At 73.2% G+C, this 23,293-nt stretch carries 20 protein-coding genes; 8 read left to right on the top strand and 12 right to left on the bottom strand.

All coding sequences use genetic code 11. The features are described 5' to 3' along the window. Nucleotides 1-97 precede the first annotated feature (97 nt). Nucleotides 98-916, top strand: a complete 819-nt coding sequence (locus ABD126_RS01885) for a sirohydrochlorin chelatase (protein ID WP_343931795.1) — start codon at nucleotides 98-100, stop codon at nucleotides 914-916. Here ABD126_RS01885 and ABD126_RS01880 read toward each other — a convergent pair. From ABD126_RS01880 to ABD126_RS01855, 6 genes are all read right to left on the bottom strand, one after another. After that, nucleotides 804-1,745, bottom strand: a complete 942-nt coding sequence (locus tag ABD126_RS01880; protein WP_343931794.1) for an ABC transporter permease — start codon at nucleotides 1,743-1,745, stop codon at nucleotides 804-806. The two genes, ABD126_RS01885 and ABD126_RS01880, sit on opposite strands and share 113 nt — an antisense overlap. Beyond that, nucleotides 1,732-2,532, bottom strand: a complete 801-nt coding sequence (locus ABD126_RS01875; RefSeq protein WP_343931793.1) for an ABC transporter ATP-binding protein — start codon at nucleotides 2,530-2,532, stop codon at nucleotides 1,732-1,734. The genes ABD126_RS01880 and ABD126_RS01875 overlap by 14 nt, the downstream gene beginning before the upstream one ends. Beyond that, the gene (locus tag ABD126_RS01870) at nucleotides 2,529-3,713 is read right to left on the bottom strand and encodes an ABC transporter substrate-binding protein (protein WP_343931792.1); all 1,185 of its coding nucleotides are present in this window, start codon (nucleotides 3,711-3,713) and stop codon (nucleotides 2,529-2,531) included. The genes ABD126_RS01875 and ABD126_RS01870 overlap by 4 nt, the downstream gene beginning before the upstream one ends. A gap of 2 nt (nucleotides 3,714-3,715) precedes the next feature. Next, nucleotides 3,716-5,020 carry a sulfate adenylyltransferase subunit 1 gene (locus ABD126_RS01865; protein ID WP_343931791.1) on the bottom strand — a complete coding sequence of 435 codons (1,305 nt, stop codon included), beginning with the start codon at nucleotides 5,018-5,020 and terminating at the stop codon, nucleotides 3,716-3,718. Between the two features lie 2 nt (nucleotides 5,021-5,022). Then, a complete protein-coding gene (gene cysD, locus ABD126_RS01860) occupies nucleotides 5,023-5,940 on the bottom strand; it encodes a sulfate adenylyltransferase subunit CysD (RefSeq protein ID WP_343931790.1) in 918 nt (305 codons plus the stop codon). Between the two features lie 96 nt (nucleotides 5,941-6,036). Further along, nucleotides 6,037-6,735: a phosphoadenylyl-sulfate reductase gene (locus ABD126_RS01855; RefSeq protein WP_343931789.1), complete on the bottom strand. Its 699-nt coding sequence runs from the start codon at nucleotides 6,733-6,735 to the stop codon at nucleotides 6,037-6,039. Between the two features lie 334 nt (nucleotides 6,736-7,069). Between ABD126_RS01855 and ABD126_RS01850 the strand changes: the two genes are divergently transcribed. The 5 genes from ABD126_RS01850 (at nucleotide 7,070) to ABD126_RS01830 (ending at nucleotide 12,902) form a co-directional block, all read left to right on the top strand. Beyond that, on the top strand, nucleotides 7,070-8,743 hold the full coding sequence (locus ABD126_RS01850) for a hypothetical protein (protein WP_343931788.1): 1,674 nt from the start codon (nucleotides 7,070-7,072) through the stop codon (nucleotides 8,741-8,743). Then, a complete protein-coding gene (locus ABD126_RS01845; protein WP_343931787.1) occupies nucleotides 8,740-9,990 on the top strand; it encodes a hypothetical protein in 1,251 nt (416 codons plus the stop codon). Before ABD126_RS01850 ends, ABD126_RS01845 begins: the two co-directional genes overlap by 4 nt. Nucleotides 9,991-10,007: 17 nt before the next feature. After that, nucleotides 10,008-11,669 (top strand): nitrite/sulfite reductase, encoded by a 1,662-nt coding sequence (locus ABD126_RS01840; protein ID WP_343931786.1) that lies wholly within the window; start codon nucleotides 10,008-10,010, stop codon nucleotides 11,667-11,669. A gap of 112 nt (nucleotides 11,670-11,781) precedes the next feature. Then, nucleotides 11,782-12,138, top strand: coding sequence for a nuclear transport factor 2 family protein (locus ABD126_RS01835; protein ID WP_343931785.1), 357 nt, complete (start codon nucleotides 11,782-11,784; stop codon nucleotides 12,136-12,138). A 164-nt stretch (nucleotides 12,139-12,302) separates the two neighbouring features. After that, complete coding sequence (locus ABD126_RS01830) at nucleotides 12,303-12,902, top strand: TetR/AcrR family transcriptional regulator (RefSeq protein WP_343931783.1); 600 nt, start codon at nucleotides 12,303-12,305, stop codon at nucleotides 12,900-12,902. A gap of 270 nt (nucleotides 12,903-13,172) precedes the next feature. Here the strand turns inward: ABD126_RS01830 and ABD126_RS01825 are convergent, their stop codons facing one another. The 4 genes from ABD126_RS01825 to ABD126_RS01810 are packed head-to-tail and all read right to left on the bottom strand — an operon-like array spanning nucleotide 13,173 to nucleotide 19,624. Beyond that, nucleotides 13,173-13,667, bottom strand: a complete 495-nt coding sequence (locus tag ABD126_RS01825; protein WP_343931782.1) for a nuclear transport factor 2 family protein — start codon at nucleotides 13,665-13,667, stop codon at nucleotides 13,173-13,175. Further along, the gene (locus ABD126_RS01820; protein ID WP_343931780.1) at nucleotides 13,664-15,289 is read right to left on the bottom strand and encodes a long-chain-fatty-acid--CoA ligase; all 1,626 of its coding nucleotides are present in this window, start codon (nucleotides 15,287-15,289) and stop codon (nucleotides 13,664-13,666) included. Before ABD126_RS01820 ends, ABD126_RS01825 begins: the two co-directional genes overlap by 4 nt. Beyond that, entirely contained in the window at nucleotides 15,276-19,292 is a 4,017-nt protein-coding gene (locus tag ABD126_RS01815; RefSeq protein ID WP_343931779.1) for a type I polyketide synthase, read from the bottom strand. Before ABD126_RS01815 ends, ABD126_RS01820 begins: the two co-directional genes overlap by 14 nt. 20 nt (nucleotides 19,293-19,312) lie before the next feature. Continuing rightward, nucleotides 19,313-19,624: an acyl carrier protein gene (locus ABD126_RS01810; protein WP_343931778.1), complete on the bottom strand. Its 312-nt coding sequence runs from the start codon at nucleotides 19,622-19,624 to the stop codon at nucleotides 19,313-19,315. Between the two features lie 152 nt (nucleotides 19,625-19,776). On the opposite strand from ABD126_RS01810, the gene ABD126_RS01805 reads away from it, so the two are divergent. Next, nucleotides 19,777-20,502, top strand: coding sequence for a 2OG-Fe dioxygenase family protein (locus tag ABD126_RS01805; protein ID WP_343931777.1), 726 nt, complete (start codon nucleotides 19,777-19,779; stop codon nucleotides 20,500-20,502). A gap of 105 nt (nucleotides 20,503-20,607) precedes the next feature. Here ABD126_RS01805 and ABD126_RS01800 read toward each other — a convergent pair whose 3' ends face one another. Continuing rightward, on the bottom strand, nucleotides 20,608-20,910 hold the full coding sequence (locus tag ABD126_RS01800) for a hypothetical protein (RefSeq protein WP_343931776.1): 303 nt from the start codon (nucleotides 20,908-20,910) through the stop codon (nucleotides 20,608-20,610). Beyond that, entirely contained in the window at nucleotides 20,895-21,887 is a 993-nt protein-coding gene (locus ABD126_RS01795) for a bifunctional lysylphosphatidylglycerol flippase/synthetase MprF (protein WP_343931775.1), read from the bottom strand. Before ABD126_RS01795 ends, ABD126_RS01800 begins: the two co-directional genes overlap by 16 nt. Nucleotides 21,888-22,221: 334 nt before the next feature. On the opposite strand from ABD126_RS01795, the gene ABD126_RS01790 reads away from it, so the two are divergent. Then, the gene (locus tag ABD126_RS01790) at nucleotides 22,222-23,283 is read left to right on the top strand and encodes an acyl-CoA dehydrogenase family protein (protein WP_343931774.1); all 1,062 of its coding nucleotides are present in this window, start codon (nucleotides 22,222-22,224) and stop codon (nucleotides 23,281-23,283) included. Nucleotides 23,284-23,293: the final 10 nt, after the last annotated feature.

Genomic DNA, 23,293 nt, shown 5'->3' with positions numbered 1-23,293 from the left:
GGACCCCCTGCCGCGTAGCGCGAACACCCCTCCCGGTGGTGTCCCCACCACGGTTCGCGCTACGCGGCTCTTTCGCGTCCAGGGACGAGGAGTGCGGATGACGTCGGCGTTGATGCTCGTCGCGCACGGCAGCCGCGACCCGCGGCACGCGGCCACCGTCGCCGCCATCGCCGACCGGGTCCGCGCCCTGCGGCCCGACCTGGCGGTGGCGCCTGCGTTCCTCGACTTCGACCACCCCGGCCCGCCGGAGTGCGTGGACGTCCTGGCCGCCGGCGGCGCCTCGGACGTGGTGGCCGTGCCGCTGCTGCTGACCAGCGCGTTCCACGACAAGGTGGACCTGCCCGCGGTGCTGCGCGCCGACCACGGGGTGGCGGTCCGCCGCTCCGCCGTGCTCGGCCCCTCCCGCCTGCTCGTGCGCGCGCTGGAACGCAGGCTCGCCGAAGCCGGTGTGCGGCGCGTCGACCGGGCCTCGACCGGTCTCGTGCTGGCCGCCGCCGGCTCGACCGACCCCGACGCGGTCGCGGTGGTCCGGCGGATCGCGCGGGTGTGGGCGGGGAGCGGGTGGCGCGCGGTGGTGCCCGCGTTCGCCACCGGGTCCTCCCCCACCGGCGTCCCCGCGCCCGAGGACGCCGTCCGGGCGTTGCGCGCGGCCGGCGTGCGGCGGGTGGCGGTGGCCCGGTACGTGATCTGCCCGGGTCGGCTGTCCGACCGGATCGAGCGCGGCGCGGCGGACGCGGACGTCGTGGCGGCCGAGCTGGGCGACGCGCCGGAGCTGGTGCGCCTGGTGCTCGACCGCTACCGGGCTACGGCGCGGCTTCGGCCGCGGGCCGCCGGAACCACGTCGTCCGGCAGTTCTCCCCTTCCTGGAGCAGACCGCGGTGGCGCAGCACGACCCGTTCCACGGGGCAGAAGATGAGCAGGTCGATGGCGATGCCGACGACCAGGATCAGCAGGATGGCCAGGAAGATGCCCGCCATGTCGGCGTTGTTGCGGCCGTTGTCGAGCAGCTGGCCCAGGCCGATGCCCAGGTCGGGCGAGGAGGCGATGATCTCCGCCGCCATCAGCGAGCGCCACGAGAACGCCCAGCCCTGCTTGAGCCCGGCGACGTAGGCGGGCAGCGCGGCGGGCAGCACGACGTGCCGGACGCTGCGCACGCCGCGGATGCCGATCGCCCGCCCGGCGCGCAGGTACAGCGGCGGGATCTGGTCGATGCCCGCGATCAGGCCGTTGGCCACCGACGGCACCGCGCCCAGCAGGATCACCGCGTACATCATGGTGTCGTTGAGCCCCAACCAGATCACCGCCGGCGGCACCCACGCGATGGACGGCAGCGACTGGAGCCCGGACAGCACCGGCCGGACCGCCGCGCGCACCAGCGCCACCCGCGCGACCAGCAGCCCCAGCGGGGTGCCGATGGCCAGCGCGAGCAGGAAGCCGAACAGGCCGCGCGACACGCTGGTCCACACGATGTGCAGCAGCTCGCCGCGCAGCCACAGCTCCCGCGCGCTCGCCCACACGTCCAGCGGCGCGGGCAGCTTGTAGTCGTCGGTGACCCGCGCCCACACCAGGACCTGCCAGGTGAGCAGGACCAGCAGGAGCGCGAGCACCGGCGGGAGCACCTTGCGCCGCAGCACGTCACCCACCGGCACGCGCCGCTGGGTCGGCGACTCCAGCGCGTCCAGCCCCGCTTCCAGGCGGGCCAGGTCGTCCAGGCCGCCGCCGTCCCGGTGGTCAGTGCCGGCCATGCCGTCGGATCTCACTGCGCAGCACCTCGGTGATCTCGACCGACAGGTTCGCCACCGCGGCGTCCTCGTCGCGCCGCGGGTGGGGGATGTCGACGCGCCACTCGCGGGCGATCCGACCGGGGCGGGACGACATCAGCACCACCCGCTGGGCCAGCCGCACCGCCTCGCGCACGTTGTGCGTCACGAACAGCACCGACAGGCCGGTCTCCCGCCACAGGCGGGTCAGCTCCTCGTGCAGCACGTCGCGGGTGATCGCGTCCAGCGCGGCGAACGGCTCGTCCATCAGCAGCAGGCGGCAGTCCTGGGCCAGCGCGCGGGCGAGCGCGACGCGCTGCCGCATCCCGCCCGACAGCTCGTGCACCCGCTTGCCGTGCGCGCCGCCCAGCCGGACCAGGTCGAGCAGGCGTTCCGCCTCGGTCCGGCGCTCGGCCCTGCCCATGCCGCGCAGCCGCAGCACCAGCTCGATGTTGCGGCCCGCGGTGAGCCACGGGAACAGCGCGTGCTCCTGGAACATCAGCGCGGTCCGGTCGCCGCCGGTGTCGATGGTGCCGGCCGAGGGCCGGTCCAGCCCCGCGATCAGGTTGAGCAGGGTGGACTTGCCGCAGCCGGACGCGCCGAGCAGCGTGACGAACTGGCCCGCCTCGACGTCGAGGTCGATGCCGTCGAGCACGGCGGTCGTCGTGCCGCCGGCGTGGAAGGCCTTCGACACCTTCCGCACCCGCACCCGGTACACCGGCGGCGCGGGCGGCGCCTCCACGGCCGCCGGGCGTGGCTTCGCGGACGTCATTTCGCCCCCAGACCGGCGTCGGTGACCTCGGGCCGGCCCGCGGCCCGCAGGACGTCGTTGAGCAGGCTCAGGTCGTACAGGCCGCGCAGGTCCGGCGGTTCGACCAGGCCGAGGGCCACGGCGTGCGCGGCCTGGGTGGCCAGGGTCGAGGCCAGGGGGTCGTCGGTGACCTCGACGGAGTCCCAGGCGCGGTCGATCACGTCGGCGGGCAGGGCCTTGCCGGTCAGCCGCCGCAGCGCGCCGTTGACCGACTCCTTGGCCCGGGCGGGGTTGGCGTTGATCCACGCGTTGGCCGCGACGGAACCGCGCAGCACGGCGGCCACGACGTCGCGGTGCTCGGCGAGGAAGCGTTGCGAGACGACGACGTTCGTGGTGGCGAAGGACCCGCCGGGCCACAGGTCCGACTCCTCCAGCAGCACCTTGGCGCCTTCGGCCACCAGCTTCGCCGCGGTCGGCTCGGGCGCCCACGCCCCGTCGATCGCGCCCGTCCGGTAGGCGCTGGGCGCCTCGGCGTTGGCGGTGCGCACCACCGACACGTCGCCCCGGCCGCTGCGGGCGTCCACCCGCAGGCCCTGGTCGGCCAGCCAGGTGAGCAGGGCGACGTCCTGGGTGTTGCCCAGCTGCGGCGAGGCGATCCGGCGGCCCTTGAGCTCGCGCGCGGAGCCGATCTCCGGGCGGACCACCAGCCGCACCCCGCCGGACGCGGAACCGGAGATCACCCGCAGGTTCGCGCCGGCGGCCCGCGCGTAGCCGTTGATGATCGGGGACGGGCCGATCCAGCCGATGTCGACGGAGTCGGCGTTCACCGCCTCGATCAGCGACGGCCCGGCGTTGAACACCACGTCGGACACGCCGGTGCCGCCCAGTTCGCGGGCGAAGAACCCGTCGCGCACGCCGACCAGCGGGGTCGCGTGGGTGAGGTTGGGCAGGTAGCCGATCCGGACCACGTCGACCGACAGCTTCGGGCCGCTCGCCGCGACCGGGGCGGGGTCGGCGTCGCGCAGGGAGCCGTAGCCGCAGCCGGCCAGCACGAGCGCGGCGAGCACGACGGCGACGCGCCGGACGCGCGCCGGCAGTGCGCTGCGCCGGACACGTGCCGGCAGTGCGCTGCGCCGGACACGCGCCGGCAGTACGCTGCGCCGGACGCGCGCCACCGAAGTGCCGCGGGCGGTGACCGCCATCCTCACCAGCTCCCGTCGGCCCGCGGCGCGGACCGGACCATGCCCGCGGTGAGCGTGGCGCCGTCGGACGGGTCGATCAGCAGGAACGATCCGGTGGACCGGCAGTCGGCGTAGGCGTCCACGGCCAGCGGCTCGGCGGTGCGCAGCGCGAGCCGGCCAATCTCGTTGACCGCCAACCGGTCCGCGGCCCGCCCGCCCGTGCCCGCCCACCGCGCGGCGTCCTCGACGCCCGGCTGCACCTCGATGCCCTCGACGACCACCTTCACCGTGCGGGTGGCGGTCCGCAGCAGCACCCGGTCGCCCACCACGAGCGGCCGGGCCGCGACGTGGCACGCCATCGCGTCGACCGCCCGCGTCGGCGTCGGCGCGCTGCCGACCGGCGCGATGAGGTCGCCGCGCGCCACGTCCAGGTCGTCGGCCAGCCGGATGGTCACCGACTGCCGCGCCCACGCCGCCGGCACGCTGCCGCCCAGGGCGTCGATGCCGGTGATGGTGGTCGTGGTGCCGGCGGGCAGCACGGTGACCCGGTCGCCGACCCGCAACACGCCCGAGGCCACCTGGCCCGCGTAACCGCGGTAGTGGGCGTGCGCCGCGCCGCGCGGCCGGATCACGTACTGCACCGGGAACCGGCCCGGGAACGCCGTCGGGTCGTGGCTGACCGGCACGTCCTCCAGGTGCCCCAGCACGGTCGGGCCGTCGTACCACGGCATCCGGCCCGACGGCTCCACCACGTTGTCCCCGGTGAGCGCGGCGATCGGGATCTCGGTGACCCCGCGCAGGCCCAGGGTGTCGGTGTAGGCCCCGAACTGGTCGGCGATCTCGCGGAACCGCCGCTCCGACCAGTCCACGAGGTCCATCTTGTTCACCGCCAGCGTCACGTGCGGCACGCGCAGCAGCGCGGTGATGGCCGCGTGCCGGCGGGTCTGCTCGACCACGCCGTGCCGGGCGTCCACCAGGATGATCGCCAGCTCGGCGGTGGACGCGCCGGTGGCCATGTTCCGGGTGTACTGCACGTGCCCGGGGGTGTCGGCGAGGATGAACCGGCGGCGCGGCGTGGCGAAGTAGCGGTAGGCCACGTCGATGGTGATGCCCTGCTCGCGCTCGTCGCGCAGCCCGTCGGTGAGCAGCGCGAGGTCGATGCCCTCGCCGCCGCGGTCGCGGGAGGCCTGGTCCACCGACGCCAGCTGGTCCGCAGGCACCGACTTCGAGTCGTGCAGCAGCCGTCCCACGAGGGTGGACTTGCCGTCGTCCACGCTGCCCGCGGTGGCGAACCGGAGGAGGGTGGTCGTCGTGCCGGGTGTCACCATGGCTAGAAGTACCCTTCGCGTTTGCGGTCCTCCATCGCGGACTCCGACAGCCGGTCGTCGAACCGGGTCGCGCCGCGCTCGGTCAGCCGGGACGCGGCCAGCTCGGCGATCACCGCGGCCGGGTCGGTCGCGTCGGACTCGACCGCGCCGGTGCACGACATGTCGCCGATCGTGCGGTAGCGCACCACCCGGGTCTCCACGGGCTCGTCGGCCCGCGGCCCGCCCCACCCGCCCGGCGCCAACCACATCCCGTCCCGGCGGAACACCTCGCGCCGGTGGGCGTAGTACAGGTCGGGCAGCTCGATGTGCTCGCGGTGGATGTACTGCCAGACGTCCAGCTCGGTCCAGTTCGACAGCGGGAACACCCGGACGTGCTCACCCGGCGCGTGCCGGCCGTTGTAGAGCTGCCACAGCTCCGGGCGCTGCCGCCGCGGGTCCCACTGGGAGAACTCGTCGCGCAGCGAGAACACCCGTTCCTTGGCGCGCGCCTTCTCCTCGTCGCGCCGGCCGCCGCCGAACACCGCGTCGAAGCGGTGCTTGCGGATGGCGTCGTTGAGCGGCAGCGTCTGCAGGGGGTTGCGGGTGCCGTCGGGACGCTCGTGCAGCAGGCCGCGGTCGATGTAGTCCTGCACGGAGACGACGTGCAGCTTGAGGCCGCACTCGGCCACCACGCGGTCGCGGTAGTCCAGCACCTCGGGGAAGTTGTGCCCGGTGTCCACGTGCATCAGCGCCAGCGGCGGCGGCGCCGGCGCGAACGCCTTGAGCGCCAGGCGCAGCATCAGCACGGAGTCCTTGCCGCCGGAGAACAGCAGCACCGGCCGCTCGAACTCGCCCGCCACCTCGCGGAAGATGTAGACCGCCTCGGATTCGAGGGCGTCGAGGTGGGTCAGGGCGTAGGGGTCGTCAGTCCACTCGCTCACCGCTGCGGCCGTCGTCACAGGCGTGTGTCCTCTGTGGTGGTAGGGGTGGTCGGCCGGCCGGAGGGGGCGGTCGGCCGTGGAGCTGTCGTCGTCGGGTCAGGTGTGCAGGCCGCACTCCGTCTTGCCCAGCCCGGCCCACCGGCCCGCGCGGGCGTGCTCCCCCGGCCGCACCGGGCGGGTGCAGGGCGCGCAGCCGACGGTGGGGTAGCCGGCCGAGAGCAACGGGTTGAGCAGCACGCCGTGCTCGGCGGCGTAGGAGTCCACTTCGGACTGCGTCCACCGGGCCAGGGGCGAAATCTTCACCATGTCCCGCTTGGCGTCCCAGCCGACCACGGGCGTGTCGGCCCGGGTCGGCGAGTCCTCGCGGCGCACACCGGTGACCCACGCGTCGTAGCCCGCGAGGCCTTCGTCCAGCGGCGCCACCTTGCGCAGGGCGCAGCACAGGTCGGGGTCGCGGTCGTGCAGCTTCGGCCCGTGTTCCGCGTCCTGCTCCGCGACGCTCTGGCGGGGCACCAGGTCGACCACCGTCACGTCCATGAACTCCGCGACGGCGTCGCGGGTGCCGATGGTCTCGGCGAAGTGGTAGCCGGTGTCCAGGAACAGCACGGTGATCCCGGGCGCGACCCGGGACGCCAGGTGCACCAGGACCGTGTCCGCCATCGACGAGGCGACGCACAGCCGCTCGCCGAACGTGGTCGCGGCCCACTCCAGGACCTCCTCGGCCGAGGCCTCCGCCAACCGCCGATCCGCCCGCGCGGCCAGCTCGGCGAGTTCGGGGGTGTTGCTGCGAGTCATTGTTCGCAAACCACCTTCCACAGCCGAACTCCGCGTTGCGGCGGTGGTTCGGGGAACGTATTTCGAACAAAGGCGCCCGGTGTGAGCGACATTAGCAGCACGGGCCGACGCGGTGCTGACAGCGCGCTGATCCGCATTGCGCGAGACCGCACCCCGCGCGTATCAGCAGCACGTCAGCGAGTGTCTGCGACAGTACCGCGGGAGGTGTGCTAATGCGCATGCCCAGGCACCGCGGGATCACCGTCCGTCTCCCGAAAGAGCGGGTACAAGTGTGAGGCTCCTCAATTTCCGACAAAGCCCGGCAGCAAGGGCGCTGGGGCTTGTTTCAGTGATTGTGACGGCCGCTGCGCTGCTCACCGGCGCCAATGCGGCCGGCAGCGAAGCGGTCCAGTGGACGACCAGCTTCAAGGGTTCCGACGGGACCACCTACACCGCCACCAACCACCTGCTCCCGGCGTCCCGGGGCGAGGGCCGGCAGTGGCTGCTCGCCTGGTCCGGTCCCGCGAAGCAGCCGGCGCCGGACTTCCTGGCGGTCATCGACGCCACGCCCAGCTCGCGCACCTACGGCAAGGTCGTCAACACCGTCACCGTCGGCCCCGGCATGGGCAACGAGCCCCACCACATGCAGTACGTGTGGCACAAGGGCGACCACATCTACGCCGGCGGCATCATCTCCGACACGACGTTCGTCTTCGACTCCAAGGCGTTGCCCGCGCTGCGCCTGGTCGGCGTGAACACGCCGATGGACACGCCGTGCGGCACCCTGCCGGACGCGTACCAGACGCTGCGCGACGGCACCGCGTACGCGACCTACATGGGCGGCCCGAACGTCGCCGGCCCGTGCACCTACACCAACGGCGAGGTCCGGATCGGCAACGGCGCGGCCGGGTCGCCCGGTGACATCGTGCTGATCGGCAAGGACGGCCGCACGCTGGCCGAGATCCCGGCGGCGACCAAGGAGGGCGAGGACCCGGCGCAGTGCGGCAACGTGCCGGCCCTGCCGCAGTCCAGCTGCGCCAACCCGCACGGCATCGCGGTCCGCGAAGACCTCAACATCCTGGTGGCCAGCGACTTCGCCGAGGCGCGCAACTTCATGACGCCGGACTCGCCGCTGCGCGAGGAGCTGGCCCGGCAGACCGTGCGCGTCTTCGACATCACCAACCGCACCAACCCGACGCTGAAGTCGGTGTCGAAGGTCGCCGACGGCCCGCGTTCGGTCCTTGAGGAGAAGGCGTTCTTCAAGGAGTCGCGCGTGGTCATGGAAGTCGCGATGACCAACAAGCCCGGCCACAAGGGCGCTTTCGTGTCCTCCATGGCCGGTGGCGCGGTCTTCTACACGCCCGACATCACCGCGCCCGCGCCGCAGTGGCGTGAGGTGTTCGACGACACGACCGCCTACAAGCGGTTCCACCCGGACGGTTCGGTCACCGGTGGCGGCGACAACTCCAGCTGGCTCGCGGTCAGCCCGGACGACCGCTTCCTGTTCCACGCGGTCATGGGTCAGTCCATCCCGTACGGCGAGCCGCTGGACAAGACCACCGGCATGATCTACGTGCTGGACATCCGCAAGCTGCTCGACTCGGGCGAAGGGGTCCGGTGCAGCGTGGACGAGCTGCGCGAGGTCTACGCAGGCGGCTCCGAGCGCGACTGCCCCGAGCTGACCGCGGTGGTGCCGATCCGCGACACCAGCGACGGCGGCCCGCACTGGGGCGCGATGGACAACTTCGAGCGCGACCACCGGGGCATGTACCGGGAGACCGAGCACGTCAAGCGCTTCGCGGTGTCCAACTACTTCGTCGCCGGCTCCTTCGGCGGCGGCGGCGACCACCGGATCTGCATGTTCGACATGAACCGCGCGGGCAAGGTGGAGCTGGACAAGAAGTTCCGCGACGAGCGGACCGGCCGGCCGTGCGTCAGCTTCAACCGCCCGTCGTGGCCGCACGGCGACTACGGCGACAGCCAGCCGCACGGCGTCCTGTTCGCGGTCAGCGACGGGAAGCTCAAGTGAGTGGATCGGTCTCCAACCAGGTGTCCGTGCTGATCGCTCAGCACGGGCACCTGGACCGGCCGGCGGTGGCCGCGGACAAGGCGGCGGTCGTCGCGATGATCGTCGCCGGTCTCGCGGCCGTCGCCGCCGCGGGCGTCGTCCTGCTCGGCCGGGAGCTGTCGCGCGGGCGGTTCGCCGCCGCGCTGGCGGTCTCGCTGGCGGTGGCCACCGGCGCCCTGCTGGTCAGCGTCACCCGGGCCGAGGACTCCGGGCTATTCCCCGACGCGGGCACGCCCCGGCTCGGCGCGCTCGCGCTGGCCGGCAAGCAGGTGCCGGTGCTGGTGGTGCCGAACCGGCCGGGGTTCAACCTGGTCGCGGTCGGCGCGCCGGACGCGGGCGCGGGCACCGACCGCGACCGCCTCACCGCGGGCGAGCGGCGTCCGGGCAGCGCGCACACGTGGGTGGCCGTGGACCTGCCGGCGGGCCCGAGCAAGCTGTGGGTGTCGGCGGGCGGGGCGACCGGCGCGCTGGACGTGGACACCGGCTCCGACGCCGCTCCCGCGCGGGCGGCGCTGCGCGGTCCGGACGGTCCCGAGTGCGCCAGCGCCGTCGTGGGCGCGTTGCTGGCCAACGGTGACGCCGCGGACGCCTGCCCGTCCGACGGTCTGTCCGAAGCGGACGCCGAGGCGTTGCGCACGACGGTGGACTTCCTCGCGGGGCGCGGTGAACGCAGCCTCGCGCTGGTGTCCGACGAGTCGCCGCGCGGTGTGGCGGCGGCCGGCGAGGTGCGGTCGGCGGCGCAGCGCGCCGGGCTGACCGTGACCGCGCCGGACGGCTCGAACCGACCGCTGGTCGTCGTCGCCGGGTGGGCGGGCGCGGAGGCCGTCGTGCGCGACGTGGACACCGGCGCGGTCGTGGCGCAGAGCACCTACCTCGCGCCGTGGCTGCTGTCCTCCGCGTTGCTGCGGCGGGCCAGCGGCCAGCAGATCCCGTTGCGCTACCCGCCGCGCGACCCGGCCGCCGGCGACTACCTCGCCGCGCTGGCCGCCCGGGTGCCGGGCGAGGCGCCGAGCGCGGCCGGCTACCTGGCCTGGCACCAGGCGCGCGGCCGGTCGGTCGCGGCCGACCCGGTGCGCCTCTACGCGGTCGCCGCCGCGCCCTACATGCCCGGCATGGGCGGCGTGACCGCGCACGACCACGGTTCGACCCCCGACTGGCTGCCCGGCGGTCTGATCATCCCGGTGACCGGGCCGCTGCCCGAGAGGTGAGAGGGGCCACCCCCACGATGACCGACACGTCGACACCCACCAAGTCACAGGGCCAATGGGCGCTGGGACAGCGAGACGCGCTCAACCCCAACGAGAAGTTCAAGGCGGAGGAGAACCCGCTGCTCGTGCGCGACCGGATCGAGCGGGTCTACGCGCGGGAGGGCTTCGCGGCCATCCACCCCGACGACCTGCGCGGCCGGTTCCGCTGGTGGGGCCTCTACACCCAGCGCAAGCCGGGGATCGACGGCGGTCGCACCGCCGTGCTGGCGCCGGAGGAGCTGGACGACGAGTACTTCATGATGCGCGTGCGCAGCGACGGCGGTCAGCTCGACCTGGCGCAGCTGCGCGCCATCGCGGACATCTCCACCCGCTACGCGCGGGACACCGCGGACGTCACCGACCGGCAGAACATCCAGCTGCACTGGGTGCGCATCGAGGACGTGCCGGAGATCTGGCGGCGGCTGGAGGCGGTCGGCCTGTCCACCACCGAGGCGTGCGGCGACTGCCCGCGCGTGGTGCTGGGCAGCCCGGTCGCCGGGGTGTCGGCGGACGAGGTCGTGGACGCGACCCCCGCCATCCGGGAGATCGTCGACCGCTTCGTGGGCGACCTGTCGCTGTCCAACCTGCCGCGCAAGTTCAAGTCGACCGTGTCGTGGCTGGCCGACGTGCCCTACGAGGCCAACGACGTGGCCTTCCTGGGCGCGGTGCACCCCGAGCACGGGCCGGGCTTCGACGTGTGGGTGGGCGGCGGCCTGTCCACCGCGCCGATGCTGGCCCAGCGGCTGGGCGCGTGGGTGCCGCTTTCCGAGGTGCCCGACGTGTGGGTGGCGATCGCCCGGCTGTTCCGCGACTACGGCTACCGGCGGCTGCGGCACCGGGCGCGGCTGAAGTTCCTGGTCGCGGACTGGGGCGTGGAGCGGTTCCGAGCGGTGCTGGAGGAGGAGTTCCTCGGCCGCCCGCTGCCCGACGGCCCGCCGCCCGCGCTGCCCGCGACGCCCATCGACCACATCGGCGTGCACCGGCAGCGGGACGGCCGGCACTACGTCGGCGTCGCGCCGGTGGTCGGGCGGGTGTCGGGCAAGCAGCTGACCCAGCTCGCCGACATCGCGCAGGCGCACGGGTCCGGGCGCGTCCGGCTCACCGCGTACCAGAAGCTGCTGGTCCTGGACGTGGCCGACCCCGAGCCGCTGGTGCGCGACCTGCGGGCGATCGGCCTGGAGGCCGAGCCGTCGCCGTGGCGGCGCAACACGATGGCGTGCACCGGCATCGAGTTCTGCAAGCTCGCCGTGGTGGACACCAAGAACCGGGCCGCGACCCTGGTGGCGGAGCTGGAGGAGCGGCTCGCCGACCGGCCGGTGGCGTTGAGCGTGAACCTCAACGGCTGCCCGAACTCGTGCGCCCGCGCCCAGGTCGCCGACATCGGCCTGAAGGGCATGCTGGTCACCGACGCCGACGGCGCGCAGGTCGAGGGCTTCCAGGTGCACCTGGGCGGCGGCCTGGGCATGGCGGAGAGCCGGGGCGGCGGGTTCGGCCGCAAGCTGCGGGGCCTGAAGACCACCGCGGCCGAGCTGCCCGCCTACGTCGAGCGGCTGAGCCTGCGCTACCTCGACGGCCGGGTGGACGAGTCCGAGTCGTTCACCGACTGGGTGGCGCGCGCGCCCGAGGAGCAGTTGCGCTGAACGGCGGAACTCTGACACGGCACTGATACGGCCGCCGATGGACGTGGCATCGGCGGCCGTATGTGGCTTTACTGCACGTAGCAGACCGCCGACAGGGAGGTACGAAACACCGATGTCCGACGACAAGACCTTGCAGGTGCTGAACCAGTTCAACGCGGCGTTCCAGAAGCACGACCCGAGCCTGCTGGAGGGACTGCTCGCCGAGGACTGCGTCCTGGAGAACTCGGGACCGGCGCCGGACGGCTCGCGGCACGAGGGGCTGGCCGCGTGCCGGGAGTTCTGGTCGGCGATCGCGGCGGACGCCAACAACAACTTCGAGCCCGAAGAGGTGTGGGCCTCCGGTGACCGGGGCATCATCCGGTGGAAGCTCACCTGGGGTCCCGGCCCGAACGACCACGTGCGCGGCGTCAACCTCATGCGCCTGCGCGACGGGTTGATCGTCGAGGGCATGGGCTACGTCAAGGGCTGAGCCCGTTCGCCGCGGCCGGGCCGTGAGGGGGCTTCCACCCCTTCGCGGCCCGGCCGTCGCACGTGTGGGCGGGATGACGCAGACCGATCGGTCCACAGCCCGGCCGGCGGTGTTAATCTGGATCTCATCAGGGATTGGTGTGTAGCCGGATTCGAGGAGCACACATGGCGCGCCGGCAAGCCCCCGACACCAAGCAGCGGATCCTGGCCGTCGCCGCGCGGCTGTTCGGCCGGCACGGCGTCCGCTCGGTCGGCATGCAGCGGCTCGTGGACGAGACGGGCCTGGGCAAGAGCCTGGTCTACCGCGAGTTCAGCAGCAAGGACTACCTGGTCGCGGAGTGGCTGAAGGAGACCGACGCGGCGTGGGGCGAGTACGCCGACGCGGCGACGCGACCGCACGAGGGCGACCCGGCCCGGCAGATGCTGGCGCTGGTGGAGTTCATCCACGACAGCGTCCTGGCCGACGACTTCTACGGGTGCGTCTTCTACAACACCATCGCCGAGTTCCGCGACGAGGACCACCCGGGGCGGCGGGCGGCCGTGGCGCACCTGGAACGCGTGCGCGCGCTGCTCGCCCACTACGGCCGCGACGCCGGGGCCGAGGACCCCGAGGGCCTGGCGGACACGCTCCTGCTCATCATCGGCGGCCTCCTGGTCAACGGCACGGCGTTCGCCGGCAAGGGCCCGGCCGAGCACGCGGTCCCGACCGCGGCGGCGATCATCCGCCAGGCGTGCCCGGCGACCGCCGGCTCGGCCCTGGGCTGACCCGCTCCGGCTCGGGCTCGGTGGGGGCGCGCCGCCTGCCTGCCACAACCGCCCGGCCGGCCGCCCAGCCGGCCACCACAGCCGCATAACCGGCTGCCCAGCCGGCCCACCACCACCGCCGCAGCCGGCCCACGCCGCCCAACCGGCCCACCACCGCCGCCCAGCCAGCCGCACCGCCGGCCCACCGCCGCGCGATCAGCCCACCGACGACCGCGAGGCCGGAGCCGAAGCCCCGACCTCGCGGACACGTGTCACCTCACCGGCGGGCGGTCACCCGGCGGCTCCGCCCGGTGACGCCTCCAGCTGGTGCGGCCACGGGATGACCCGCTCGGGCCGGGCGGGGCGGGTGGCGACGCCGTCGGTCTCGTAGCCGTCGTTGTAGACGAACGACTTGGGCAGCTCGTCGTGGAACTGGTAGTCCGACAGGATCCGCCCGTCGTCGTCGAGCACCAGCAGGTCCTCGCCGCGCATCTCCGTCTCGCCGGTCGCGGCCAGCACCATCATCCAGTTGAGCCGGACCAGGTTGTGGTGGCCGACCGCGTTGTGCGCCGAGCGGAACACGTACCCCATCGGGTCGTAGATCTCGTGCGTGTAGGCCAGTTGGTCGATGATCGCCTCGTGCCCGACCACCGGGTCCTTGCGGTAGAACACGTACGTGGCGTCCGGCGCATACAGCTCCACCACGCCCTTGCGGCGGCGGTCCGGGTCGGTCTCGTTCCACAGCGCCACGTACCGGTCGGCGAACTCTTCGGGGTCGAGGGTCACGGTGTCCTCCGCGGGGAGTCGGTGGTCTGCGGTGTCCCGTACTGCTCGCGCAGCACCCGGCGCAGGAGCTTGCCGGTGGGGTTGCGCGGCAGGGCGTCCACGGTCACGAACCCGGTGGGGATCTTGAAGTCGGCGAGCTTGCCGCGCAGGAAGCGGACCAGCTCGCGGGGCGGCACGGCGGCGTCCGGGCGGAACACCACGGCGGCGCGCACGGCCTCGCCCCAGTGCGGGTCGGGCACGCCGAACACCGCGACCTCCACGACGCCCGGGTGGTCGCGCAGCACGGCCTCCACCTCGGCCGGGTAGATGTTCTGCCCCGCCACGATGATCGTGTCGTTGACCCGGTCGACCAGGAACAGGTGGCCGTCCTCGTCCAGGTACCCGAGGTCGCCCATCCGCAGCCAGTCCCCCACCAGCGCGTCGGCGGTGGCCTCGGGCAGCCGCCAGTACCCGAGGAAGCGGCCCGGGGCGCGCACCAGGACCCGGCCCAGCCGCCCGGCCGGCAGCGGCGCGCCCTCGTCGTCCACGATGCGCACCTCGTTGCCGGGGCACACCAGGCCGGCCGAGCCGAGCACCCCGCTGTCCGGCGTGTGCGCCGCGGGCGGCAGGACGGTCACGAAGCTGCCCGCCTCCGCCGACGAGTAGCCCTGCACCAGCTCGCAGCCCATGACCTCCATGCACGTCAGCAGGAGTTCCCGGTCGATCGGCGAGCCGCTGTAGACGACCTTGCGCAGCGAGGCGAACGTCGCGCTGGTCACGCCCCGCTCGGTGATCATCATGCGCATCATCGCGGGGGCCGCCCACAGCATGGTGATCCGCTCGCGCTCGATGATCCGCGCGGCCTCGTCGGCGATGAACCGGCGCATGACCACCGTCGTCGCGCCGACGTTGAACGAGTGGAAGAACCAGCCGAACCCCGCGGTGTGCAGCGCCGGGAAGCAGCTCAGCCCCCGGTCGGTCGGCTGCCAGTCGATCCAGTCGACGCCGTGCCGCCGCATGTCCGCGATGAAGGTGAAGAACGTCCGGTGCGCCAGCACCACGCCCTTGGGCAGACCGGTCGTGCCGCTGGTGTAGAGCTGGGCGACCGCGTCGTCACGGCCGGTGCCCGGCGCGAGGTCGGTGTCGGGCCGACCGGCCTTCCACTCCAGCAGGCCGCCCGCGACGTGCGTCGGGCTGTCCAGCGCGACCACCGTGCGCAGGGCGGGCAGCGTGGGGCGCAGCCGGTCCACGACCTCGCGGAAGGCGTTCTCCACGAACAGCAGCTCCGCGCCCGAGTCGCGCAGCACGTGGTCGATCTCGCGGGGCGTGAGCCGCCAGTTGATCGGCACGAGCACGGTGCCGCTCTTCGCGCAGCCCAGGGCGATGTCGAAGTAGTGCTCGGACTCCATGCCCAGGTAACCGACCCGCGTGCCGGGCGCCAGGCCCTCGGCCAGCAGGGCGTGGGCGGTGCGGTTGCTCTCGGCGTGCAGCTGCCCGAACGTCAGCGAGCGGTCCTCGCAGACCACCGCCACGGCGTCCGGCCGCAGCGCGGCGTGCAGCGCCGACCGCGCCGTCAGCGTCTGCTCCTCCTCCAGCAGGGCTTGGACGTGCTGGTCAAGGCCGGTGATCTCAACCCCGGTCATCATCACCTCCGGTGCGGGACCCGACCGGGTCGCCCGCGAGTTGGCGGTCGAGGAAAGTGGCGAGCTGGTCGACCGTCGGCCGTTCGAGCACCGCGGACAGCGGCAGCGTCAGGCCGAGCCGGGACTGGAGGCGGTCCTTGAGGTCCACGACCACCAGCGAGTCCACCCCGAGTTCGAGGAACGTGGTGTCGCCGTCGACGCGGTCCGCCTCGTCCATGGACAGCAGGTCCGCCAGGGTGCGGCGGATGACGTCGGCGATGGGCGCGCCCGCCACCTCGCCGGTGCCGCCGCCGTTGACGGTGCTGGTGCTGGTGCTGCCGCCGTTGACAGTGCTGGTGCTGGTGCTGCCGTTGGCAGTGCTGGTGCTGGTGCTGCCGTTGCCCTTGACGGTGCTGGTGCTGCCGTTGCCGTTGCGGGTGGCGGCGGCCGGTTCGGCGGGCGCGCGGGACAGGCGCACGAAGGCCATGCCGGACAGCTCCAGCACCGGCGTCCCGTCCTCCACCAGGACGGCGTCGAGCGTGAACGCCGGGCCGCGCTCGGGCCTGGTGAACCGCAGCACCGCGCGCAGCAGCCGCGCCCGCGGCTTCTTGAACACGCGCACCCGCCCGATCCCGGTGGCCACGTAGTTCTCGCCGTCGTCGGCGAACGCCGCGAGGCCGTGCGTCACCCCGTCCATCAGCGGCGGCGGCAGGTGTTCGGCGGTGGACAGGCCCTCGCCGGACAGGTCGCACACCGCGAGGTCCGCGCCGTGCCGCCGCACCTCCCGCGCCCGGGTGAACTCCGGGCCGTAGTCCAGGCCCGCCCGCAGGTAGGCGGCGCGCACGTCCTCCGCGCTCAGCACCTGGTCCGGCGCGCCCAGGTCGTCCAGGCGGCGCAGCAGTTCCCGGCCGGTGTCGGTCAGGGCGGGCGCGTCCGGCGCGCCCAGCACCGCCGAGGCGCACCGGCGTTCACCGGAGTCGTCGTGGCTGTGCACGTCGACCCGCCACGTGCCGTCCGCGCGGGGCGTCGCCCTGGTGCGCAAGCCGGTGGGGCGGTCGTCCAGGAACACGGCTTCGTGGAAGCGGAGGTCCTCGACCGGGCGGCCGGTGTCGCCGTGCAGCTCGTCGGCCAGCGCGAGCAGGACCTCGACGTGCGCGGCGGCCGGCAGGAAGGCCTTGCCGCCCACCCGGTGGTCGCCCAGGTACGCGGGCCGGGCCGCGCTGATCCGGCTGGTGAACTCCCGCGCCGGCGCCTCGGTCGGCACGGCCGAGCCGAGCAGCGGGTGCCCGGTCGCGGAGGCCTCCGCCGAGCGCCGGGGCAGCCCGTAGCGGCGGCGGTCGAAGGCGTAGGTGGGCAGGGCGACCCGCTGCCGCTGCCGGCCCTCGTGCACCGCCGCCCACGCCACGTCCACCCCGGCCACGTAGAGCTGGGCCAACGTCTCGCGGATGGTCCGCGCGTCGGTGTCGCGGGGGCTGAGCGAGGCCAGCCACCGGTGGTCGTCCTCCGGCACGCACTGGCGCGCCAACGCGGTCAGCACCCCGGCCGGCCCGATCTCCAGCATCACGTGCCGGCCGCGCTCGGCGATGGCGGCGACGCCCGCCGCGAAGTGCACTGTGTCGTTGACGTGCCGAACCCAGTACTCCGGCGTGGTGATCTCCTCCACCGCCGCGGGCTCACCGGTCGCGTTGGAGACGACGGTCAGCTCCGGCTCGTGGAACTCCACACCCGCCAGGAACTCCCGCAGCTCGTCGGAGGCCGCCGCCACCAGCGGGGAGTGGAACGCGCTGGACACCCGCAGCGGCTTGACCGCCGTGCCGCGCTCGCGCAGCGCCTCGACCGCGGCGGCGAGCGAGTCCGCGCCGCCGGAGACCACGCACTGGCGGGGCGCGTTGACCGCGGCGACCGCGAGGTCGGGCCACCGCCGCAGCAGCGGGGCGACCTCCGCGACGGGTGCGGTGACCGCGGCCATCCCGCCCGCGTTGGCCACCGACTCGATCAGCCGGGCCCGGGTGGCCAGGAACGCCACGCCGTCGGCCAGGGAGAACACGCCCGCGACCGTGGCCGCGACGACCTCGCCGACGCTGTGCCCGATCAGCACCGCGGGCTCGACCCGCCACGACCGCCACAGCGCCGCCAGCGAGTACTCCAGCGTGAACAGGGCGGCGTGGGCGAACCGGGTCTCGGCGATCACGTCGGCGGCGTCGGGCGCGCGGCCGAACATCAGCTCGGCGATCGACCGGCCCAGGTGCGGCCGGAACAGCGCGTCGCACTCGTCGACCCGCGCCCGGAACGCCGGGTACCGCTCGTAGAGCACCTCGCCCATGCCGACGTGCTGCGACCCGGACCCGGTGAACAGGAACGCGGTCCGGCGGAACGACTCGCGCGGGCGCACGCCGGGGACGGCCGCCGCGCGGTCCAGCAACGCGGTCAGCTCGGCGTGCGAGCGCACCTCGCCCGCGACGCGGTGCCGGAAGTGGGCGCGGCCGGTGTTGGCGGTGAAGCAGAAGTCGGCCAGGTCGAGGTCCGGGTGCGCGGCGACGAACTCCCGGTACCGCTCGATCTGGCGGCGCAGCGCCGTCTCGCTCTTGGCCGACAGGGTGAACACGTGCCCGGTGTCGCGCGGCAGCTCGCGCGGCGGCGCCTCCGGCGCGGGCGGCTGCGGGGCCTCCTCCAGCACCGCGACGCCGATCGCCCCGGTGACGCCGAACCCGTTCACGGTGGCGCGGCGGACCGGCGCGTCCCACGGCCGGACCTCGGTCGGCACGGTCACCGAGTAGTCGTGCCACGGGATGCGGCCCGACGGCGCGTCGATCAGGCTCGGGAAGAACACGCCGGACCGCAGTTGCAGGATGACCTTCATGACCGCGCCGACGCCCGCGGCCGGTTCCATGTGGCCGATGTTGGACTTGAGCGAGCCGACGGTCAGCCGGTCGTCGTGCGACCGGGTCCCGCCGAACACGCCGTGGATCGAGCCCATCTCGATCGGGTCGCCCAGCGGCGTGCCGGTGCCGTGCGCCTCGACGTACTGGATGTCGGCCGGCTCCAGCCTGCTGTTGGCCAGCGCCGTGCGCATGACCGCTTCCTGCGCCACGCCGTTGGGCGCGGTCAGGCCCGCGCTCTCGCCGTCCTGGCCGATGGCGGTGCCGCGCACGATGGCGAGCACCGTGTCGCCGTCCTGCCACGCGTCGGACAGCCGCTTGAGCACCAGCACGCCGCAGCCCTCCGCGCGGGCGTAGCCGTCGGCGGCGTCGTCGAAGGCCTTGCAGCGGCCGTCGGGCGAGAGCATCCGGCCCTTGGACAGGATGATGAACGAGCGCGGGTCGTGCAGCGCGTTGACCGCGCCGCACAGCGCGATGTCGCTCTCGTGGCGGCGCAGGCCCTCCACGGCCAGGTGCAGCGCCGTCAACGACGACGCGCACGCGGTGTCCGCGGTCAGGCTGGGTCCGCGCCAGCCGAGGAAGTAGGACAGCCGCCCCGACAGCGAGTAGGCGCCGGAGCCGGTGGCCATCGCGCCGTCGAGCTGGTCCACCCCGAGGGTGCCCAGGCCGAGCGCGAAGTCCAGCGGCGACGCGCCGACGTACACCGCGCCGTTGCCGTGGCGCAGCGCCGTGGGGTCGATGTTGGCGTTCTCCAACGCCTCCCACGCGGTCTCCAGCAACAGCCGCTGCTGCGGGTCCACGTACGGCGCGGTCTTGGGCGGGATGTTGAAGAACTGCGCGTCGAACTCGTCGACGCGGTCGAGGAAGCCGCCCGCGACCGTGCCGATGAGCCCCTCGACGTCCCGGTCGGCGACGTCCCAGCGCTCGCGGGGCAGCGGGCGGATGCCCGACCCGCCCGCGCGCAGGAACTCCTCGAACCCGTCGAGGGTGTCGTTGCCGCCGGGGAAGCGCAGCCCGGTGCCGACGACGGCGATCGGTTCCAGCCGTTCCAGGACGATCTTCTCCAGGCTGCGCTGCTGCTGCTGGATGGTTTCGTAGGCGGCCAGCAACTCCGCCCGGATCGTCGCGACATCCTCGTCCGGCATGGCCGGCGTCTCCTGTCCGGTCACTGTCGACGCGCCGGGAACAACTCGGTGAGCACGTCGGTGGTCAAGTAGTCCAGCAACAGCTCCACGGTGGGACTGTTGAACAGCATCGTGCTGCCGATGCCGCGGCCGAGCAGTTCCTCCAGGCGTTGGCGGACGTCCATCAGGCCCAACGACGTCAGCCCCAGGTCGAAAAAGCTGTCGGTCAACGGCAGTTCGTCGTCCTCGTCCATCAGCAGCGCCGCCTTGAACTCCGCCACGATCAGCGTTTCGAGTTCGGCGAGCCGTTCCGCCCTGGACAGCGACTGCAATTTTTCGAGCACCGCGGTCATCGCATCCGCCCCCTTCGGCTGGCGCTCCGAGTAAATCACCGCGACGTGACCCGGAGCTGACTACGCGCTGACACCGCGAACGTGTCAGTTCGCTGTCAGGAGCATTTTGGGATCGTCGGGGTGGACCAGCCGGCGGATGGAGGAGGAGAGCGGTGCCCGACGCCCGCGAAGAGCTGCGGACCAGGGGTTACGCCCTGGTGCGCGAGGCCGAGTTGACGATCGACCCGGAACTGCGCCGCTTCGAGGCCGATCTGGCCAAGGAGTGGGAGAACCTGGAACTGGACCAGTACCTGAAGAACGGCGCACGATTCCGCGAGCGGCGCTACGACCGCTTCCGCTACGTGCCGGCCACCGACTCGGTCCGGTTGCGCCCGCACCGGCCCTACTTCCAATCGGCCGACGTGAACGACTACGGCGGCGGCATCGACCGGTCGGTGGCCCCGCTGACCGCGAGCAGCGTGCAGAACCCGTTGTTGCAGGCGTTGATCCGGTGGAACTTCGCGCACTTCCCGGTGCGGCCGGAACAATTGCACCAGCCGTGGGACGTGCAGTGCCACCAGTTCCGGATCATCGGCCGGGCCGAGGAACTGGGCGAGCCGACGCCGGAGGGCCCGCACCGCGACGAAGTGCACTTCGGCGCGATCCACCTGATGTCGCGCACGAACGCGGCCGGTGGTTTCTCGCAGGTCTACACGAAGGACAAGGAACTGGTCACCGAATTCCAGTTGCAGGACACGATGGACACGATGTTCTGGGCCGACGAGATGATCCTGCACGCGGTCACGCCGATCACCGTGGTGGACGACAGCACCCCGGCGGTCCGGGACGTGCTGATCATGGGCTACCGCTGCGACCCGACGCTGGGCGAGGACGACTGAAGCGCCCGCCGGCGCGGCCGGCGGGCGGTGCGACCGGACCGGCGACCCTGGGGGGCCGGTCCGGTCGGGCGTTTCCGGGCGGGGCCGCCGCGGCGGCGACGGCCCCTACGACGCGCCGGTCCCGGCGTCGGTCCCGGTCCCGGCGTCGGTCCCGGTCCCGGCGTCGGTCCCCACCTCGGCCCCGGACCCGGTGGCGGTTTCGGCGTCGGTGGCGGTTTCGGCTTCGGTGAGCAGGACTTCCAAGCGGGCCAACGCCTCGTCGGCGGCGCGGGCGACGTCCAGGTCGTCCGGCGCGGACCCGCACGCGGTGAACAGCTCCACCACGCGCAGGCCTTGTTCAGCGATCCGCTGCTCCAGCATCGGCACCCCTTCGGTGGCGCGGTCGGACGGCGTCAGATGGCGTTGCACGCCCGGAAGACGTGCACCAGCGCGGGCAGACTCGCCCCGTGCTGGAACGCCAGGTACTCGGGCAGCACGAGGCTGGGCGCCCACTTCTCCTTGTAGGCCAACTGGGTCCGCGCCGGGTAGATGTGCTCGCCGTGCTCCCACAGGTGGTTGATGAACCAGTGGAAGGCCTTGCTGTAGCCGGGGAACTTCGGCGCGTCCAAGGACGTGAACGGGGTGAACCCGAAGTGCAGCCACTTCACGCCCTCCTCTCGGAAGGTGTCCAGGGCGGCCTTGTTGATCGCCTCCATCACGCCCGGCGGCGAGTCGGGCTGCCGGCGGCTCAGGTCGTGCATCCACCCCGGCTGCGGGCCGTACACCGGCGCGTAGGACACGTACCCGATGAGGTCGCCCGCGCGCTCGGCGACGAACAGCCGGCGCAGGTGCTGGTAGGGCCCGCCGGTCTGGCCGACCAGGAACTCCAGCGGCTTGACGTCGGGCCCCTTGGTGCCCAGCCACGCCTCGTCCAGCGCGCGGACCTGGTCCGCCCACTGCTCGTAGGGGGCCTCGCGGATCTCCAGACCCGTGCGGATCGCGCGGGAGATCTTGTTGCGCAGGCGCATGAACTTCGTGCCCGCCAACGAGAAGGTGTCCAGGTCCACCGCGTAGGAGGCGCCCATCTGGTTGATGGTGAACCCCTCCGCCAGGTACGGGCCCGCGTCCGCGCCTTGCAGCTGCACGGCGACGACCTCGCGGCCCTGCTCGGCGGCCAGCGCGACGAACCCGCGCAGCAGCTCGCCCGCGGCCTCCGGCGGCGCGAACGGCCCGCCGAACTGCACCAGGTACCGGCCGACCGCCCGGTAGACGATCAGGCCGGGCACCCCGGGCAACCGGAAGTGCCGGTTGCCGGTGTTGAACGCGAAATAGGCGCTGGGATTGCCCGATCCGGCGTACCGCCGAATGGTGTCCACCACGTCCGATTCCACTGACAGATCTGTCATGACGGCATCCCAACTCGCCCGCGGCGGTCGTCGGCTCCACCTCGTTTATCGCACGGTTTCCGCACCCGCCGCAAGAGCCGGCCGCGCGCGGTCAGCACGCCGTCAGCACGCCCGGCCGCCCGCCGGGTCGGAGCAGGTCAGAACGGTGTCAGGGTCGGGTCAGCGCGGGGCTGCCAGGCTGGGTCGGCAAAGACGTGCGGCGCCTCGGCGCACCATTGCGTCGCCTATTCGGCCCTCTCGCGTGAAAGGCACGGCAATGCGTTCTCTGGAAACCGCTCGGGAGGCTTGCGAACGCTTCCACCCCGGACTGCTCGGCACTCTGGAGAGCCTGCCGATGACAGAGCGGGAGGCCGCCGACAGCCCGGTGGTCGAGATGTACCGGAAACACTCCGGACCCGGTCTGCTGGTGCCCGCGCAGTTCGGCGGCATGGCGGCCGGGCCGCTGGAGGCGACCAGGGTGCAGCGCGGCCTGGCGTCGGCGTCCCCGTCCCTCGGCGTCGCCACGGTCATGCACCACTTCACCGTGGCGATGCTGTTCAGCCTCGCGCAGACCGCGGAACGGCTCACCGCGACGCAGTTCGCCCTGCTGTCCTCGGTGGCCGGCGACCGGCTGCTGCTCGCGTCGGGCTGGGCCGAGGGCCGCACCGACCAGAACATCCTCGCCCCGGCCGTCGTCGCCGAGCCGGTCGAGGACGGCTACCGGGTCAACGGCTCGAAGAAGCCGTGCAGCCTGTCGCAGTCGATGGACGTGCTCACCGCGAGCGTGAACCTCACCGACTCCGACGGCTGGTCGGGCCTGGCGCTGCTGCTGATCCGGGCCGACTCGCCCGGCATCGACGTCACCCCGTTCTGGACCACGCCGATCCTGGCCGCCGCGCAGAGCCACGAGGTCCGGATGACCGACGTGCACGTGCCGCGCGAACTGGTCATCCGCAGCACGCTGGAGGACCAGCAGAGCCTGGACGACCTCCAGCGCGCCGGGTTCACCTGGTTCGAGCTGCTCACGTCGGCGGCCTACGTCGGCGCGGCCTCCTCGCTGGTGGACACCGTGCTGTCGCGCAAGCGCGGCAGCGACAGCGACCGCGGCGCGCTCGCGGTGCGCATGGAGGCGGCCGTCGACCTGGTCGAGGGCGCGGCGCGCGCCCTGGAGGACGGCGTGACCGACGACGAGGCCGTGGCGAAGGTGCTGGTGGCCCGGTACGCGTCGCAGGACCTGCTCTCCAGCACCGTGGCGCAGGCCGTGGAACTGCTGGGCGGCATCGCGTTCATCCGCCAGCCCGAGGTCGCCTACCTCGCTTCCGCGGTGCACGCGCTGGCGTTCCACCCGCCGTCGCGCGGCAGCGTCGCGGCGCAGCTGGCCGACTACTTCGCGGGCGGCCCGCTGCACCTGTCCTGATCACCGCAGA

This window comes from Saccharothrix mutabilis subsp. mutabilis, assembly GCF_039521145.1.
Taxonomy (GTDB): domain Bacteria; phylum Actinomycetota; class Actinomycetes; order Mycobacteriales; family Pseudonocardiaceae; genus Actinosynnema; species Actinosynnema mutabilis.
The sequence above is the reverse complement of the archived record's forward strand: the minus strand, read 5'-3'. Positions and strand labels throughout refer to the sequence as shown.